Genomic DNA, 16,574 nt, shown 5'->3' with positions numbered 1-16,574 from the left:
TGTTGATGGTATTCCGAAAAACTCTTTGCTCAGGCCGTTACATACTTCAGCAGCTCAACCACCTGCTCCGGCGTTTGTGCCCAGGCCATGGCAGCTGCATCTACTTCCTTGAGCGGGTGCACGATATCTTCATCATGCAGCGTGATGTATGGCGTGCCCATGGCGGCACAGTAGCCGGCGTCGAAGGCGGCGTTCCACTGCTTGTACTTGTCGCCAAAGCGGATAACCGCCAGGTCGCACTGTTCAATCAGGGTTTTGGTGCGGATGGCGTTCACCTTGGAAGACTGGTGATCACGCCAGAAGTTGCTCTCCGGCTTGCCCAGGAAGTCGCCCGCAGCGTCGCTGGATTCGTGGTCGGTATTGGCAGAGGTGAACTCAACCGGCAGGCCGGCCGCCTCGGCACCCGCAGCAATCTGCTCACGCCAGTCGGTGTGGATTTCGCCGGAAAGGTATACGGTCCAGATCATTTTGGGCTCCTTAAGCTGAATTAAAGCCGGCCAGTCTAACCTACAGGCCGGCTTTAATGTAGGTATCAGCCCGCGACGGAAGCCTCATGCTCACGAATCATGGTGTAGAGCTGATCCTTCAGGTGCAGGCGTTTTTTCTTCTGCTCTTCCAGATACTCGTCTGAGGTGTTCTCAACACCGGTTTCGATGCGGTGAACCTCGTGGTCGAGATCATGGTACTCGTCAAACAGCTTGGCAAAGTGGCTGTTGCTGGTTTTCAGTTGGTGAATGGCTTCCTTGGACTCGGGAAGCTCGTGCAACAGATCATGCTTTTCGATGGTCATTCCTGGTGTTCTCCTGGGTTTTGTTGGTGCCTGAGTTCACTGTATGCCTGTGGCCTGAGAGCGCTCTTGATCAACGTCAACCCGAGGGCCATCGGCCGTAAGATGCGATTAGCCACCGCATTTTTCGCGCACACTGGCCCGGAACCGGTCTCGTATCTGCAGGTTCTGTTCTTCGGAGACAAACACCCGCTCCCCTTTATCATTGAGGTTGTAGAAGGTGGAGATACTTTCCATATGCTTCAGGCGGGCGTGAAGCTTACGGCAGGCCTCTGATTGTCGCTCGGCCTGCATCCGGGCCTTCGCTTCTGCCGCTTGTCTCGCCTCCCGCTCCTGCTGTTGCTGGTTCACGAACTCCGTCATTTTCTGATGCCGCTCACGGGCGGCAGTATCGGCCTGTGCAGGGGCAGCATTCACGCGTACCTCACTGGAACTCGCCTGCGCCGGTGGGCGATCGCCGAAATGGGTTTGGCCATTGGCATCTGTCCATTGGTAGACGGCAGCGTGAGAAAACGTACCAAGGGATACCAGAAATAAAGGGATGAGAAGCCTGCGAGCCATAACTGAATTCCTTTTCGAATAATGCTTTTAACGACTTTCGAAGGGGTAAAACCCATTGATCAATAAGACGCTCAGGCTCGGAAACGCCCTCTCCCTCGCTTTTGTTGCTGCTTCTCCTCACGCCCCGCTTGCCAACCAGACACTGGCCCCATCTGGGTAAACTTCAGGCCACGCTCGTAAGCACGGGCAAGCTGTTGATTCAGGCTCAGTAGTGCCTCGGATGGTTTGGCCCATTGCTCTTTAGGCAAAGGCGCGGACCACGCTTTCAGTTCCTCTGGCAGGCTCTTCAGGGCCAGGGTCTTGATGCGGCGTTCGGTGATGATGTGGGCCAGGTAACGCTGGAAGAACCAGTCGCCCACCTTCTTGCCCAGCCAAGGAAACAAAGACATCTCTTTGCGGGCCTGGCGGCATTTGGCTTTGTAGTGGACCAAAGTTTCGTCGTTCTTCGGATCCGGGCAGGCCTCGGGGCCATTTTCCATAAACTGGCGAATACACTCCCATTGGGCCAGGCCGGCTGTTTCATGGCCGACGTTGATGCTGGCAGCGGCCAGGGCCGATTCCGGATCGTTGGGTTTCGGAATCGCCAGGGTGAGCACTGTGTGTGTAGCCATCAGGCCGGGGCCGATGTCCTGGCGGGTTTCGATGTAGGCGACCAGTTTCTCCCACGGGTAGATTTCGTAGACGAGTTTGGGGTCGTGTTTTTTCTTCAAGCGGAGGGCGAAGAAGAGGTAGGTGCCGATAACTAAAAACTCTATTGCAAGCACAGCCAAGGCCCACATTATTATCGTATTGCGATACTCTTTTGTCGCATCCTCCAACATAAATGGCGCAAAAACAGCGACAATGGTGAATACAACCGTCACATAAGCCCATCCTTCTGCACTTTCATTCCAAAATGGCAGTTTGTATTCCTTTCCTCCCGTCCAGCGCGGCATGGCCACTTCCCGGCGATGCCGGTTCAGTCTCACCGGAGGCGTTTCTTTCACGGCTTTGTTACCCAGGAAATGCATGTAAAGACCCCAAGGGACCGTGATTAACATGTTCATCCCCCCCACAACACTGTACGGAATCCATGTCATTTGCCCATCCTGGAGATAGGCATCAACTGTGATAGCCGTAGCGAACAGCATCATTAAGATAAATAGGCTTAAAAACATCAACGCAAATTCGGCCCCAAACAACAGGTTGCCATGCTGCAAATCCAGCCAGCCCTCGGTTTTCCGTCGAATCCAAGCATTGACGTCTACCGCCCTTTCACCTGTCGTTGCCGGCTCCGGACTCAGAGCCAGTAACCGACCATCTTTAGTGGTTCGGCGCGCTCCGACTTCCCAGTCGGGCTCAGGCGATGTTTGAGTTGATGATGGGCTTTCGTTAGCTTTGGTCATAGTCAGGACTTAATGGGGTAGTTTACCGGGGCATGGTAGTTGATGATCAACGGGGTCAATCGAGTGTCGGGCCCATCCAGCGGTGTTATCGGCTGCCACTCTTTCGTTTCGTTAGCGCCTACCATCGGTAAATTACCCTGCTCGTGCAAGGTCAGCTTGTAATGGTACGCCTCGTCTGTCTCTGGCAACCAGTTGGGGGAGTTTGCAGCCTTGTAGCGAAAAGCCAAATAGAATCCATCGACCGCATCCAGGTCAGCTCCGGTCAGGGACAATTCAAGGGCAACGCCCGCCGCGCCCATGCTATTAGTAGTAATGGCCTGATTCCAGTAGTCGTGGTCTGGCTCCCAAGCCGTCCCTTCCTGCCGCAGGATCGCCCATTCCATGTTATCCGCTTCCAGCAAACTCAGTCCCGGTAATTCGATCCGGAATGCGCAGTAGCTCGTGCGCCCATCCAGAGCAGCCTGTTCCGCCTTCACCAACAAGTTTGGCCGGTAGATGGCCTTGGCCAGTTCGTGGCGTTGCTGATCCGTATCCCAACCTTTAGCGTCATTGCCCCAGGTACTTTGCTCACACCAGCGCTGCACGTCCGTTCGCTTGAAATAACTTTTTACCCAGTTGCCAATACAGACTAGGGCGGTGCCTATCCACAGGTAAACGTTCAACCCCCGGAACAAACCACCGGCCAGTGACAACATCCCCCGATTGACCGATTTCCAAGTGATGTCCGCAGAGGTTTTGCGGAGGACGTGATAGATGCCGGCTGATCCGGTTCGAGCCATTCGCCAGCTTCCCACAGTGAGCAATGTATCGCCAGCAAGAGTAATTCCACTCCCAACACGAACACCGTTATCGCTCTTGGGACTAATTAATTCAAGAAATTGCTTGGCGCCATCGGCTAGCGCTGAAAAGAACCCAGCCCAAGCGGCAATCGTGCCGCCCCATACATTCACCCGGGCCAACCGCATCAGAACCTCATCCGCCTGGGAGATGGCCTGGTAGTAATAATTCAGGCGGGCACTGCCGACGATCGTCAAAATACTGGCAGCCGCCCCGATTGCACCCGTTACGCCACCAAACATAGGCAGGAAGTTGTCGAAGGTTTTATCTTTTTGCCATTTACTAAACGCATCCCAAGCGCCAACTGCCCCAACCAATCCCATAAACGACACCAATCCCATGCCGCCAATGCGTTTTGGCAGATCCAACTTGTCCTGCCCAGGGGTCAGTATGCCCCGACCATAATCCATCATGCGGGTAAGCCCACCCCGCTCTCTCAAGCGCTTCAGTTCATCAACTTCAGATTGCACGGCACGGCCGTAGGCGGTCCTGGTCAACCCAGCAATCAGGAGAGCTCCGCTGTGGTTATCCCCCTCAACCGGGGACGTATCCATTAGTTGAAAACCTCGCTCACGGAGCTGATTGGTCAGTTCTTGCTTTTGAGCACGAATGGCTTGGATCTGTTCGTCGTACTCTCGTTTATATCGGCGACGGTCTCGGGTGCTGGCCTCGCTATGCCGCTGCTGAAGGCGGTTTTCCCGCTCCAAAACCTCCTCACGCAACTTGGCTAGCCGTTCGATTTCCTTGACGAGAGATTCATGCCTGGCAAGGTTATCAACATCGGCAATCTCCAGATCAATCTGGTACAGCCTCTGGTTCTCGAAAATGTGGGCCCGCAGGCCAGGGTCCATGCGCTCAAACACTTGCTTTAGGCGGCCATGTAAATCGGCGGCATCCGCCGCCTGTACCAACTCGAATACCGCCAATCGACCGGCAATGTTGAGCTGGGCCAAATGGTGGCTGAGTTGTGCGGCAGCGCCCTCTGAAAGAGATGGAAATTGCAAATGAGGGCTCCGCTCAACCAGCTGAACCCATTCCTTGTATGCCGCCGGAGCTTGCTTGGCGTCCATAATGGATTTCAGGCCGTCAATTACATCTTTTAACGTGCCGGGGATGATCTCGGGTTTCAGATCCAGCGAGATCAGATGCTGATGCCCGATCTCCTCAAAGTAGAATTGCTTCAGGAATGAAAAATCACCCGATGCTTGTGCCCACTCCGTGAGCACTGCAATCAGACCGTTGTCCATTTTCAGCAGCGCCATGTAGCTGTCTTCGCTTTTCCGGTCATACAGATGACCATGAAGGTAGAAGGTGGACAACAAAGATTGGATATCCGTGACGATGCGTCGTTTCTCTTCGGAGAATTTCGACAGGTGTTGCTGCGCCTGTTCCAGATAGGCATTCATGTCGTCAAGCTTCACCAGGTCAGCAATGCCTTGCTCACCAGCGAAATCGGAGCCGTCAACAAGGTTGGACTGATAGTCCGACATGGACTCGACGATACTGAACAATTCGCGCTGCGACAGTCCCATGTCTGTTGCCAGCGCGTCAGCTGCGTTACGCACTCTGGTGACCCGCTCATGGTCGGACGGCATATAGCTATAGGTGCTGGGGCCGGCGACTTTTCGGGCGCTTTGCTGATATTCCGGGAAGTCTTCGATCAGTTCCTTCAACTGAACATGTTGGTCGCGGCTCCCCACAGCAACCTTTTCAAACAATGCCTTGGCATCTTCATCTTCGACCTGCTCCGAAAACGCGCGGGCCAACTCAGCGACTCGGTCGTCATCCAATCGAATCAGATCGCTGATGAAGCGCGCAGGATAGTATTTCGCGTCCTCTGCCTCCAACCATGCGTTATGGTTGGTATCCACAATGGCCCAGGCATCCAACAGGTCGTCAATGTGGCCCATAAAATCATCAACCACGATGTACGCATGGTCCAGATCATAAGCCGCCAATCGATGGGCGAACGGTTCAGAGCCGGTATCCAGTGTATTTTGGGCCCAGTACCAGGAGGGTAAATGGGTTTTCCCATCCATGGGCACGGTTTGCGTGTCCGGGTGGGTCAGTAGCGATTCCAGACTTGCCTGGCTCAATAGCTGGGGCTTGCCGTTGATGGGGCAATAACCCGACAATCTCACCCGCTGCATCACCTGTTTACGGTAATCTTCCCAGCTAATAAGCATGCTGCACTTTTTCGCGGTCAGCTGCGTGGACGAGAAAAACACATCGACATGCCCACGGCGCGGCACCACGATAGCTGGTGTATCGGGGGTTCCGGTACGCTGATCCTGAGAGGCTTCATTACCTTGCCATAAACGTTTGGTGACCGCGCCGCCGTCTTTGACTTCGTATTCATGCAGAATGTCAGGCGCATCCGAATGGAACAGGTACAGGTAGCCATCCCGTATCTGGCGAATGCCAATCGGCTGAAATTCGAGGTTAAACCGCGGCTCCAATGAGGGGTGTTCCGCCGCCTCATCGGCATAAGCGTATCGTACCGGGATCAACTGAATATCCGCACGGGTCAAAGGGCAGGCACCCTGAGCCGTGGTGCTTGCCAGGCTTGCGCGGTCGGCGGCTGCTATGGGGTTAGTAAGTTGCTTACCCATGAATCGGCTCTCCTTGCACTTGGGCTCCAGCAGAGGACATGGCGATCATCGCCGCTTCTCTGGCCTGGGCTTCTGCGGCCGTTCCTGGCCACCGATGAAAAAGGTCATAAATGCCAGGGGCTGCTGCTTCCCATAGCGACAGCTCTCCCAGATAACCGTATACGGTACACCAGTGGAGCAAGGCCTGTAGCGATTCATAGCCATTGGCCAACGCCTGCTCCATGATGGTCCGAATATCCTTTATCAAAGCCTGCCTTACGTTTGACGCCACTCTACTCGGGAAATAGGTCTCAAGGTGCTGCACCAATTTGACCAACGTTGCGCGTCGATCAGTGTCCGTTAAACCGCTGAGAGTGAGTTCTCCCAGTCGAAATGACGCACTACTCTCCACGTTCCGTCCAACGCCAACCTCCGGTAACCAATCCGGGCGTATTTGAAGGTGCCAGCCATCCCATAACGCGTCCGGGAGTTTTACCGCAGTATACGGAGACCAGTATTCGGGCACCCCACCATCACCGGAAGAAGCCAGCAGGATCCTTGCGACGGTGGGGTCGGCGAACCGCAACATGACGTTGTAGCCCAAGGGGTGGCGTACCGTGACAAACCGGCGTAGATGATCAGCTAACGCATCCAACGATTCATCGCTGGCAATCGCGTAACCCCACTCTTGTGCTTTGCCTTCCAGAGACAGTTGTTCCAACAACGCGTGGCCCCGGTCGGTGCGCACCAGCAACGGTGCAACATCGCGAATCGATGCCCATTCAGTGCCATCAAACAGATTGCGATAGTCCGGAGTGTCAACAAGCTCGTACAGCCAGCGTTCCGCCTCTGCGCGTTTGCTGCCATCAATCAGGACATAATTGAAATGCATGTCCTGAAGCTGAGCGATGGTTTGTGAAGGTGCGTCGAAAACATCAAACATCGGACCCATCTCCCGATGTGCTCTCTCCTGACTGGCAAACAGAGGTCAGGGCTTTGCCTTCCTGCAGCGCGCGAATCTGGGCATCCGGTTGCGCATTGGTTCTCTGACCGACCGTGGCCAGCGCAGCAGGCTCGGTATACGCACCACCGGTATCCACCAACCCCGGCCTCTCCGGCACCTGCACCTTCTGCCCACTGCCTTTCCCTGCAGCCCCGCCCGCATTCATTTTGATACTCGCGCCACCCAATGCCACGCCGCTGGGGTCGATCTTTACAAAGCTGCCACCAGCTTTCAGGGTGATCTCAGCGCCGGCTTCGATGACGACTTTCTGGCCCGCCTTGATATGCAGCTCGGTGCCGGAATCGCTGAGCCAGGCGGTGCCGGCTTTGAGGTGCAGGGTGCCGGTTACGTTGAAGCTGTGGTCTTTGCCAGTTTGTTCGCGCTTTTCGCCATCTACGGTGTGGTGGCTGTTGCCTTTGGTGTGGCTGAAGCGGTTATTCTCCACCGTCAGGTGGCTGTCATTCTTGATGACTTCGGTGCGGTTGTTCTCGGTGAGCAGGTCCAGGTCTTTCTGGGCGTGGACGTAGATCTGCTCTTCACCGGCTTCGTCTTCAAACCGCAGTTCGTTGCTGCCTTCACCCTTGTGGGTTTTGGTTTTCAGGGTGGTTCTTGTTTTGTGCTCCGGCAGCGCATAAGGCGGTGTGTTGGTCGCGTGGTAGGTTCTTCCGGTAATAATGGGCTGGTCCGGGTCGCCGTCCAGGAAGCTAACAATCACTTCGTTGCCGATTCTGGGCAGGGCCATAAAGCCGTATTGGCCGCCGGCCCAGCCCTGGGCGACGCGCAGCCAGGCGCTGCTGTGTTCATCATTTTTTGAATAGCGATCCCACGGGAATCGGACTTTCACCCGGCCGTACTGATCGCAGTGGATCTCTTCACCCTCGGGGCCGGTGACGATGGCCATCTGAGGGCCGTCCATCATGGGTTTATGTTCACAAAGAGGCCGCCAGGTTTTGTCGGCCGGGATGGCGGTGAAGTCGTTGTGGTAACTGGTGGGTTCGCTGCCACCTTCTTCCTGCATCGCCTGGGGCTGTTTGCCGGTGTGGGTGATGGCGGTGAGTAGCCATTCCCGGTTCAGGTTTTGGCTGTCGTGTTCCTGCAGTTCTACCTTTGCACCGGGAGCGAAGTCCGGTCGGTTGCTTTTGCCCTTGGCGAGGAAGGCGTCGCCTCTCAGGGCGTCCAGTCTGGCCTGGGTAAACGGTTGGCCGCTGGCGTCGGCTTTGTAGCGGCCGGGGTAATCGTAGTGTTGATAGTCCTCCCGGTGGTTCACACTACCAGCGCTGTGTTCGTGCATCAGGGCGTAGGCGGGGTTCTTGAAGGTGTAGTCCTTCATGGCCACGGAGGCGGCTTTGACCCGTTCTTCGTAGGCGAACTGGAACACGCAGGGTTGTTGGGTGCTGCCACCGGCTTTGGTGTTGCAGGTGACCGGGTCCAGTTTCGGGGCGTCGCCGTGGTGGTCGGCAATGATCAGGGCTGGTTGTTCCTCACCATCCACGCTGCCGTGCTGGTAGCGGTAGTGCCAGCCTTCTTCGGCGGCCAGGCGTTCCAGGAACTGCAGGTCGGTTTCCCGGTGCTGGACGCAGTATTCCCGTTCTTCCGATGGGCGTTTGAAGTCAAAGATGGAATCCACAATGCCCCGCTCTTCGAGCAGGGTGCGCACGATGGCGTCGGTGGTCTGGGTCTGGAAGATGCGGCTGTTGTGCATCAGGCCCAGGCGCCACAGGGGCGGCTGGATGACGACTTCGTAGCGGGTGCGGCGGTGGCCGGTGTCGCCCCGCATAAATTCGTTCACCACGCCGGTGAACCGGCGCAGGGGCTGGCCGTCCTGCCACACCACCAGGTCTACCGGCTGTTCCAGTACATCGGCGGCGGCCACATCCGGGTCGGTGCTGGCCAGCTGCAACCGGCCATGGAACAGATCGGACAGCCGTTCGGTCAGCGCGAAGCCGACAACGACAAAGTGATCCGAGGGGAATTCGCCTACACGGGCGGTGAACTGCAATCCGCTTGCCTGGGGCATGACTTCGATCCCTGAAGAAAGACATGTCTGTTCAAACCCACACCATCCGGGTACGGGCTGCGATCAGCCCGGGCGTTCAGGCCCGGGCGCGGGCCATAGTCTAATACAAGCTGCGGGGTATTCGGTACCCTGCAAGCAGCTGCTGTGTGAACGGGTTGGTATTACTGGCGGCATGCAGGCGATAACGCATGGCGCCATCGTCTACGTTGAATTTTACGTCGACAGCGTTACTGCTCACGCCGGCAATCTCCGCTTTATCCAGCAGCCGGAACAGCGCCCAGGGGCCGCTTTCAGAGATGCTGCGCGGCGAACGGTTAACCTGAACCGGCACCAGGGTAATACGGCTTTCCACCGAATCCCGCAGGGTGTTGGGCCATACCAGCGGTATGCTCTGGCGCGGGCCATGGGAGAACTCCACCAGCTGGCCGTCGATGTTCACTACCGCCCTGCGTTTGTTGTTGGTCAGGTTCAACGGTTCCAGGGCAAATTCCACATCCAGTGTACCGCTGCGGGTAAAAAAGGCCTGGCGGATCTGGCGGGCACGGTCCAGGGCCGACACCACGTCACGCCGCACCAGGCTGGCCCGGCGGGCGTCGCCCACGTGCTCCGGATGATCTTCCAGGAACAGCTTCAGGTTCTGGTTGTAGAAGGTTTCCAGGATCCCATCCGGAGCAAAGAAGCGTTCAAAATCCTGCAGGGCGGCATCACGGCCGGCACCGGCTGTGAACGGATAATGCCGGGCCAGGTTTTGCTGGAACGGCTGGTAAACCTCCCGGTACCACTCACGCTCCAACTGGGCCACCGCCCGGTCCAGCACCACCCGCCAGCTTTCCGAGGCCAGCCGGTTCAATATCCGGTTGAGCGGTTCCGGCTGGTGGTTGGCCATGCGCTGCAGGGTGAAGATCGGATCAGCCCCCTGCAGGCCCATGCGGGCCCGGGCCGCCGCCAGGGAGGCCTTACCGGCATCCGGAGACTCCTGGATGTTGCGCAGGTACTCATGCAACTCGCCGACCACCAGCATGATTTCTTCCAGGCCCGAAGGCTGTTCGCCCTGCTTGTCCGACAGGCGGTTCAGGTCCGAGAACTGCCGTTCGATATCCTGCAGCATACGGTAGTGGGGCGACTGTTCCAGCAGCTTGCGGGCGGCCTCGGCTTCCCCTTCGCCCACAGGAATCAGGCGGGTGTTGTTCTGTACCTGGGCCAGCAAGCGAGTCAGGGGCTGGTGGCCGCTGGTCAGGCTTTCCAGCATGCGCACACCGTGGTTCAGGTCTTCAAACCGGTGGATATCCACCCGGCTGATGGCCGTGCGCCAGGCGTCTGCGTAGTTCTCTGCGTAAAGGGTTTGCAGACTGGCCAGCAGTTCTGCTTCATCCGCCTTGCTGAAGTCCACATCGTTGCGGCGGCCCAGTACCCAGGCATCCACCAGCGCCAGCTCGGTTACAGACCCGGACTTGCCCAGGAACCACTTCTCCAGGCCGTCACGGGTCAGCAGGGCCGGAATGGAGAGCGGATCTTCCGTGCCCGGCAGCTCATCGCCCAGCGGTTCGCCGTAGGCATCCAGCCGGGTGAACACCGTGGTGAAGGCAGGGCCTGAGCTGCGGGCCAGTTCCAGCGGGGCCTGGAATTCCCGGCCGGCTTCCACTTCCAGGTCACGGTAAACGCGATCGGGCGTGCTGATGCGGCCCAGCTCGTGCTGCGCCCACTGCACACTGCTGCGGAAGGGCGCCAGGGCCATGGCGGCGGTCTGGTCGCCGTCGGCAGCCATGCCGGCCAGGTCGGTGTGGGCCATGGCGTACTGCAGGTGGCCATACAGCCGGTTCTGTACATCCCGCTGGCCCGGAAACCGGGACTGCCAGTATTCGCGCATATAGCCGGAGACAAGGTCACTGCGGCGACCGCTGGCATCGTAGAGCATACGAAGCACCCGAAGGTGTTCCAGCCGCTCGGTGCTGTCATCCGGCGCGCGACCCATTTCTTCCATCACGCCGAACATCAGGGCCGGAAGGTACTGGTAGGCCAGCATATCCAGGTAGGCGGCATCCACTTCCGGGCCGACCTTGTGGCCCTGGTACAACCCCATATCGGTAACCAGCGGCCACTCCTTGCGGTAATCACCGAAGGCCAGGGTGGCTTCCCGCAGCTGGTCCAGGGGCTGCAGCAGGTTGCGACCGGTGCTGTCCGGCTCATAACCCACCGGTTGCCAGTCGTTGATGAACGAGTTCACCCGGGTTTTCACCTGGGCAGCCGCCTCGGCGTTCTTGATGAAGTAATGCTGCCAGCCGGCGGTTACACCGGCACCAGCGCACAGGGCAACCATGGCGGCAAACGCCACCTTGCGCCGGCGCTTGCTGACAACCTTACGGTTATCGCCGGCCAGTCCGGCCTCCCGGTAAACGATGTCGGGAAACAGGTTGCGGGTGAACAGGCTGGCTGACTGCCCGCCACGCTGGGCCGGCTGAATCGGGCCGGTCACCTGGTAGTTACGGGCAGCGGCAGAGACAAAGGCATCTTCGGGCACGCCTTCCTGCAGAACCGAGGTAAAGAAAGTGCCGCGCACCAGTGCCGGAGTGGAGAAGGCATCGGCTGACAACAGGTCGGCCAGGAACTGTTCCATGGTCGATTTCAGGCCGGCCAGCTGGCGGGTAAAGGAATAGGCCGCTGCCCGCTCCTCGTTATCCCGGGTGTTCGCCAGCACGTCCGGCAGGCGTTGGGACAACTCCTCCACCATCTCACTGTAGCTGCCCGCAAACTGCTCCAGCCAGTGATCATGGTCCTGCTGGCTCTCCAGCCGGAAGGTAAAGCCCAGGGCTTTTTCCTTCTCGGCTTTCGACAGGGTTCGAACAAAGGGCGCAAAGCCGTACATCAGGTCCATTTTGGTGAAAGTGACATACACCGGCAGCCGTGACCCCAGCTGCTCCATCAGTTCCCGCAGCCGTGTGCGCAGCAGGATGGCATGGGCTTCCCGTTGCTGGTCGCTGGCGGTGCTCAGGCGCGCCAGGTCCACGGCCAGGATCACGCCGTTCAGCGGGCGCTGAGCCCGGCTGCGCTCCAGCCAGCCGATAAAGTGGTTCCACAGCCGGTTCTGGATCTCACCGGTGGCGCCCTCACCCTGGTTCTGGCTCAGCAGTTCACCGTCCGGGTCGATCAGTACGCCGTTGTCACCAATCCACCAGTCAAAGCTGAACGGATTGCGGTCACCACGATTATTACGGGTGACGTTGGTCAGGGTGTAAGTCTGCCCTGCCCGCTGAATCAGGCTGGTTTTGCCGGCATCTTCCAGCCCCATCACCAGATACCAGGGTAAGCGGTAAAGCCCCTTGCGGCCCGGCAGGTTGCTCTTCAGGGCCTGTAACTGGCGGTCCAGCAAACGCTGCTGCCGGCGCTCCATAGGCAGGACAGGATCTTCCTGTTCCTGCTGTTCTTCGGCCTTGGCCTTGTTGACCTTGCCCAACCGGCGAGCCAGGGCCATGCCCCAGAACACCACAACCAGAAGGATGACCCCAAGGGTGACCAGCGCCCGCATCTGCCAGGCCATCAGCGGGTATTCACCGTGGATTTCCAGCCTTGGCCCCAGCCACCAGGTGGCCACCAGCAAGGCAACCACGCCCAGTACCAGGGTGACCGGGGCGGCGTTACGAATGTATGGCAGAAGCCAACGACCAATGAGTAATGCTTTTCTCCACATGGTTTCCATTCCTGCGTTTGATGCGTGCGGGCGTTACGCCAGTCGTTCCAGTTGTTTGATCAGGCCCGGTTCCCAGTCTTCCAGGACCAGCCCCTGAACCTGGTTTTTCAGGTCTTGTAAGTGTTCGCCGGCCATGGCTTTCAGGCCGGTTTCTTTCAATAATCGGGCACTGGCCAGGCGCCAGTAAAAGCGCTCCCTCGGTTCCCTTGCCTCTGCCAGTCCCTGCTCCAGAAGCTCCATGGCCGAAGCCAGCTTGTTCTGCCCCGCCAGCTCCAGTGCGCTGTCCAGGGCCTGCTCCCAGGCATTGGCCCCACCGCCACCGCCCTTGGCGGAAACCGGCGTGGTGTGCAGCCAGTCGGCGGCCTGGTCACTGAGGAACGGGGTGCCGTCGTTAAACGTGAGTTCCGCCAGCTGCGGCAAGCGTTCGACAAACGCTTTCAGGGCTTCCCGGATGGCCTCGGCGCAGTCGCCGTGGCCAAGGGCGGCGGCTACCCGGGCGCTCAACCAGTGGCCGTCGAGCCAGAACGGGCTTACCGACAGGCTTTGTTCAATGCGCTGCCAGAGTTCGTTGTCAGGCGTTTTCTCCAGAGCTTCCCGGTATTCCGACACCCGGTCGGCACTCACGGCGGCCAGGTCGGTGCGCTTGCCATCCCGGGTCGGTGGCAGGCTGGTAATGCTTTGCCAGATGGCATGGCGGCGCATCCGGTAACCCAGGGGATTGTCCGGCTCGGTGCCGGTCAGCAGTTCGGCCACTTTCAGCAGGCTCTGGCGGGTGGCCCGTTCGTTACCGGGGTCCAGGGTGAGGTTGCCCAGAGCTGCCGGTGTCGTCGCTGAACCTGCAGGTTCAGGGCTTGCCGGGCCCTGGGTCGTGCCCGCCGGCGTCGAAGCGGGTTCTGTTGCGCTCTGGCCACCGGTGAGCTGATCCTGCCGGGGCAGCTTTTCGACGGCCCGTTTGAGGTCAAACAGAACATCATCCGGCAAATCCCGCGCCCGGGCCTGGTCATCCAGCCGGGTAATCAGGTCCAGGCAAAACTGCCGGCCATCGCCGGCACTGGCATCAAACCCCAGACTTTCCACCGGTTTCAGGGCCCGCTGCAGCATCTGGGTGAACAGCATTTTCCGGGCCCTCTGGCCCTTTGCTCCGGGGTAAGGCCAGGCCGCTTCCCACCAGTCGTCCAGCACCCGGTGCAGCAGATACAGAGACAACACAAAGCGTTCGCCATCCCCACCCCGCTGCAGGCTCAGCATCAGAAACCCGAGCACCTTGATATCCTTGCTGCGGTCCGCCAGCAGCTGCAGCGCCATGCTTTCCACTTTGTTCCAGTCGATATCGTTGTGGGCCAGCGAACCCACCTTCATTACTTCGTCTTCCAGAAACTCCAGTGCGCTGTCCTCGGCCAGGCTTTCACCCACGGCAGACTCACTCGGGATAGCGCCAAGCACCTGGTCTACGTACGGATGTTGTTCGATCACCTGCATCACATTGCTCCCTTACCAGCCACAGGCCTGGCGCAAAGGCTTGATGGCCTCCGCGTAGCCGGTGAGGTCAAACAACAGGCCATCCAGTTCCGCCACATCGGCCTGAACCCGGGTATCCGGCTCCCGAACCATGGCCAGAACGGTGCGAATAGCGGGCAGGCCACGGCCAGCACTGACCACCAGCCCCTCATCCCGCACCCGCCACCAGGCGCGTTCGGCACCCAGGGCCACATTGACCCGCTCCCGGTTAATCGGCTCCGGCAGCATGACCGCAAGTTCGGTAATGTTGTTGTGGCATTGCAGGGTCAGTACCGGGCGCGGGGGCTTTGCTCCCAGGGCGGTCACGGTGACCAGGTGCCCGGCGGTTGCCCCGGTGTTCCGGTACATCACCCCGGAGGCATCGCCCTTACCAGCCAGGGCAAAGGCCTGGCGCCAGCGTTCGGAGCGATTCATCCGAGGCTCTCCGGCACCCGGCTGATAAGGGGCCAGCGGTGTGGCAAAAACCTCGTCAAAACAGGCCAGCCGCTCCAGCCGGTTGGCTTCTTCAGTGCAGGCCCCAGCCGCGGTCAGGCGCGGATCGGCGACGCCATGGCTGCTGGCACACAGCATGGCCAGGGCCAGCAGGCCAGTTCGAACAGGGTCTTTCAGGGTCATAGGTCAGTTACCTGATACTTCAGACATTTATGGGCCAGGGTGCGCTTCGGCAAACCCAGGCTTTCGGCCGCCTGGGCACGGTTGCCGCCGTACTGGCGCAGGCGGTCACGGATGATGGCGGCTTCAAAGGCCTGGGAGGCCGCTTTCAGGTCGCGGATGTCGTCGACTCCCGGCACCCCCGGCACGGTTTTGGGCGCCACGCTTGCCGTCAGGGGCTGGCCGGGTTCGGCAAACAGATCATCCAGGCGCAGTACATCGGGCTGGACATCGTCACCGGCGGGGGTTTGCAGGCAGGCCAGTTCCACGATGTTGCGCAGTTCCCGCACGTTACCGGGGAAGTTGTAACCGGCCAGCGTGTGCAGGGCGTGGCTGCTGATACCCAAAGGGCCGCTGCCTTCACGCTCGGTATACAGGCGGATGAAATGCCGGCTCAGGGCTTCCAGGTCTTCGGTGCGCTCCCGCAGGGGGTTGACCCGCAGCGGGAACTGGCTGAGGCGGTAGAACAGGTCCCGGCGAAAGCGGCCATCTTCGATGCCTTCCTGAAGGGGCTGATGGGTTGCTGCTACCAACCGGAAATCGGAGTGCTGTTCATCCCGGGCACCCAGGGGGCGGAACTGGCGGCTTTCCAGTACCCGCAGCAGTTTCGATTGCAAGGCCATGGGCATGTCGCCGATTTCATCCAGGAACAGGGTGCCGCCGTTGGCCCGGGCCAGCAGGCCTTCCTTGGCCTGGTCCGCACCGGAGAAGGCACCCTTGGTGTGACCGAACAGTTCGCTTTCCAGCAAGCTGTCCGGGATGGCGGCACAGTTGACCACCACCATGGGGCCGTTGGCCCGGTCAGACATGTCGTGGATCCCCCGGGCAACGACGTCTTTGCCACAGCCGGTTTCGCCCTGGATCAGCACCGACAGCCGGCTGCCGGCGGCACGCACTACCTGGGCCCGCAGGTTGACCATGGCTTCAGAGTTACCAACCAGGGTGTGGGCCAGTTGGTTACAGCGCTGGCGCAGGGTTTCGGCGTCGTGCAGGTGGTCCAGGGAGCGCTTGAGCAGCCGCCGCTGCCAGACCTGGTCGCGGGCTTGCAGTTGGCTGATCCACTGGTGCACCAGCAGTTGTTTGATGCCGGCGTACAGGGGCTGGCTGATGATGCCTTGCCAGTCCGGGTGGTCGCCACACAGTACGAGCATGCCAAGCGTGCGGCCATCTGTGCCTTTTAACGGTTCCAGCCAGAAACTTCTCGGGCGCCCACTGAGTTCCAGAAGGTTCTGGAAGCCGGCGTGGTCCAGGCGGTAGCTGGCGGCGCGGGTCAGTTCCCTTGGTTGCCCCGTTTGCAGTACGTGGGCGAAGGGATGGCTGAAGTCGTTGCAGTCGAATTCGCCCGCTTCGTCCAGTTTGCCGCAGTGGAGGGTTCGGCCGCTGAGGTCGAGTTCCAGTGCCCAGCATTTGCTGAGCGCGAAGGCGTTTTCGAGTTGGCGGGTGGCGGTGTTCAACAGCGCCGGCAGGGTATCCTGTTTGATGAGTGCCACCGCCAGGTCTATGCCGGTGTGCAGTTCCTTCTGCATCCTTCCCATGCTT

Annotated in this window: 11 protein-coding genes; all 11 read right to left on the bottom strand. The window is 59.3% G+C overall.

Annotated elements, in window-relative coordinates; genetic code table 11:
- Positions 1-29: 29 nt before the first annotated feature.
- The 11 genes from B9Q17_RS08470 to B9Q17_RS08420 all read right to left on the bottom strand — a co-directional run bounded on the left by B9Q17_RS08470 (position 30) and on the right by B9Q17_RS08420 (position 16,561).
- Positions 30-467 carry a YtoQ family protein gene (locus B9Q17_RS08470; RefSeq protein ID WP_022988574.1) on the bottom strand — a complete coding sequence of 146 codons (438 nt, stop codon included), beginning with the start codon at positions 465-467 and terminating at the stop codon, positions 30-32.
- A gap of 65 nt (positions 468-532) precedes the next feature.
- Positions 533-790, bottom strand: a complete 258-nt coding sequence (locus B9Q17_RS08465) for an HP1242/YdcH family protein (RefSeq protein WP_022988575.1) — start codon at positions 788-790, stop codon at positions 533-535.
- A 108-nt stretch (positions 791-898) separates the two neighbouring features.
- A complete protein-coding gene (locus B9Q17_RS08460) occupies positions 899-1,348 on the bottom strand; it encodes a DUF4124 domain-containing protein (RefSeq protein WP_022988576.1) in 450 nt (149 codons plus the stop codon).
- A gap of 71 nt (positions 1,349-1,419) precedes the next feature.
- A complete protein-coding gene (locus B9Q17_RS08455; RefSeq protein WP_094624873.1) occupies positions 1,420-2,733 on the bottom strand; it encodes a hypothetical protein in 1,314 nt (437 codons plus the stop codon).
- Positions 2,734-2,735: 2 nt separating this feature from the next.
- Positions 2,736-6,182 (bottom strand): toxin VasX, encoded by a 3,447-nt coding sequence (locus tag B9Q17_RS08450; RefSeq protein ID WP_094624872.1) that lies wholly within the window; start codon positions 6,180-6,182, stop codon positions 2,736-2,738.
- Complete coding sequence (locus B9Q17_RS08445; protein WP_058342057.1) at positions 6,175-7,104, bottom strand: DUF4123 domain-containing protein; 930 nt, start codon at positions 7,102-7,104, stop codon at positions 6,175-6,177. The genes B9Q17_RS08450 and B9Q17_RS08445 overlap by 8 nt, the downstream gene beginning before the upstream one ends.
- Entirely contained in the window at positions 7,097-9,181 is a 2,085-nt protein-coding gene (locus tag B9Q17_RS08440) for a type VI secretion system Vgr family protein (protein WP_094624871.1), read from the bottom strand. The genes B9Q17_RS08445 and B9Q17_RS08440 overlap by 8 nt, the downstream gene beginning before the upstream one ends.
- 100 nt (positions 9,182-9,281) lie before the next feature.
- Positions 9,282-12,875, bottom strand: coding sequence for a type VI secretion system membrane subunit TssM (gene tssM / locus B9Q17_RS08435; protein ID WP_094624870.1), 3,594 nt, complete (start codon positions 12,873-12,875; stop codon positions 9,282-9,284).
- A 24-nt stretch (positions 12,876-12,899) separates the two neighbouring features.
- Positions 12,900-14,345: a type VI secretion system protein TssA gene (gene tssA, locus B9Q17_RS08430; protein ID WP_094624869.1), complete on the bottom strand. Its 1,446-nt coding sequence runs from the start codon at positions 14,343-14,345 to the stop codon at positions 12,900-12,902.
- 12 nt (positions 14,346-14,357) lie between these two features.
- On the bottom strand, positions 14,358-14,999 hold the full coding sequence (gene vasI, locus B9Q17_RS08425) for a type VI secretion system-associated protein VasI (protein WP_094624868.1): 642 nt from the start codon (positions 14,997-14,999) through the stop codon (positions 14,358-14,360).
- Complete coding sequence (locus B9Q17_RS08420) at positions 14,996-16,561, bottom strand: sigma-54 interaction domain-containing protein (RefSeq protein WP_094624867.1); 1,566 nt, start codon at positions 16,559-16,561, stop codon at positions 14,996-14,998. The genes vasI and B9Q17_RS08420 overlap by 4 nt, the downstream gene beginning before the upstream one ends.
- Between the last annotated feature and the right edge of the window lie 13 nt (positions 16,562-16,574).

Origin of the sequence: Marinobacter vinifirmus (assembly GCF_002258215.1) — a bacterium.
GTDB lineage: Bacteria > Pseudomonadota > Gammaproteobacteria > Pseudomonadales > Oleiphilaceae > Marinobacter > Marinobacter vinifirmus.
The sequence above is the reverse complement of the archived record's forward strand: the minus strand, read 5'-3'. Positions and strand labels throughout refer to the sequence as shown.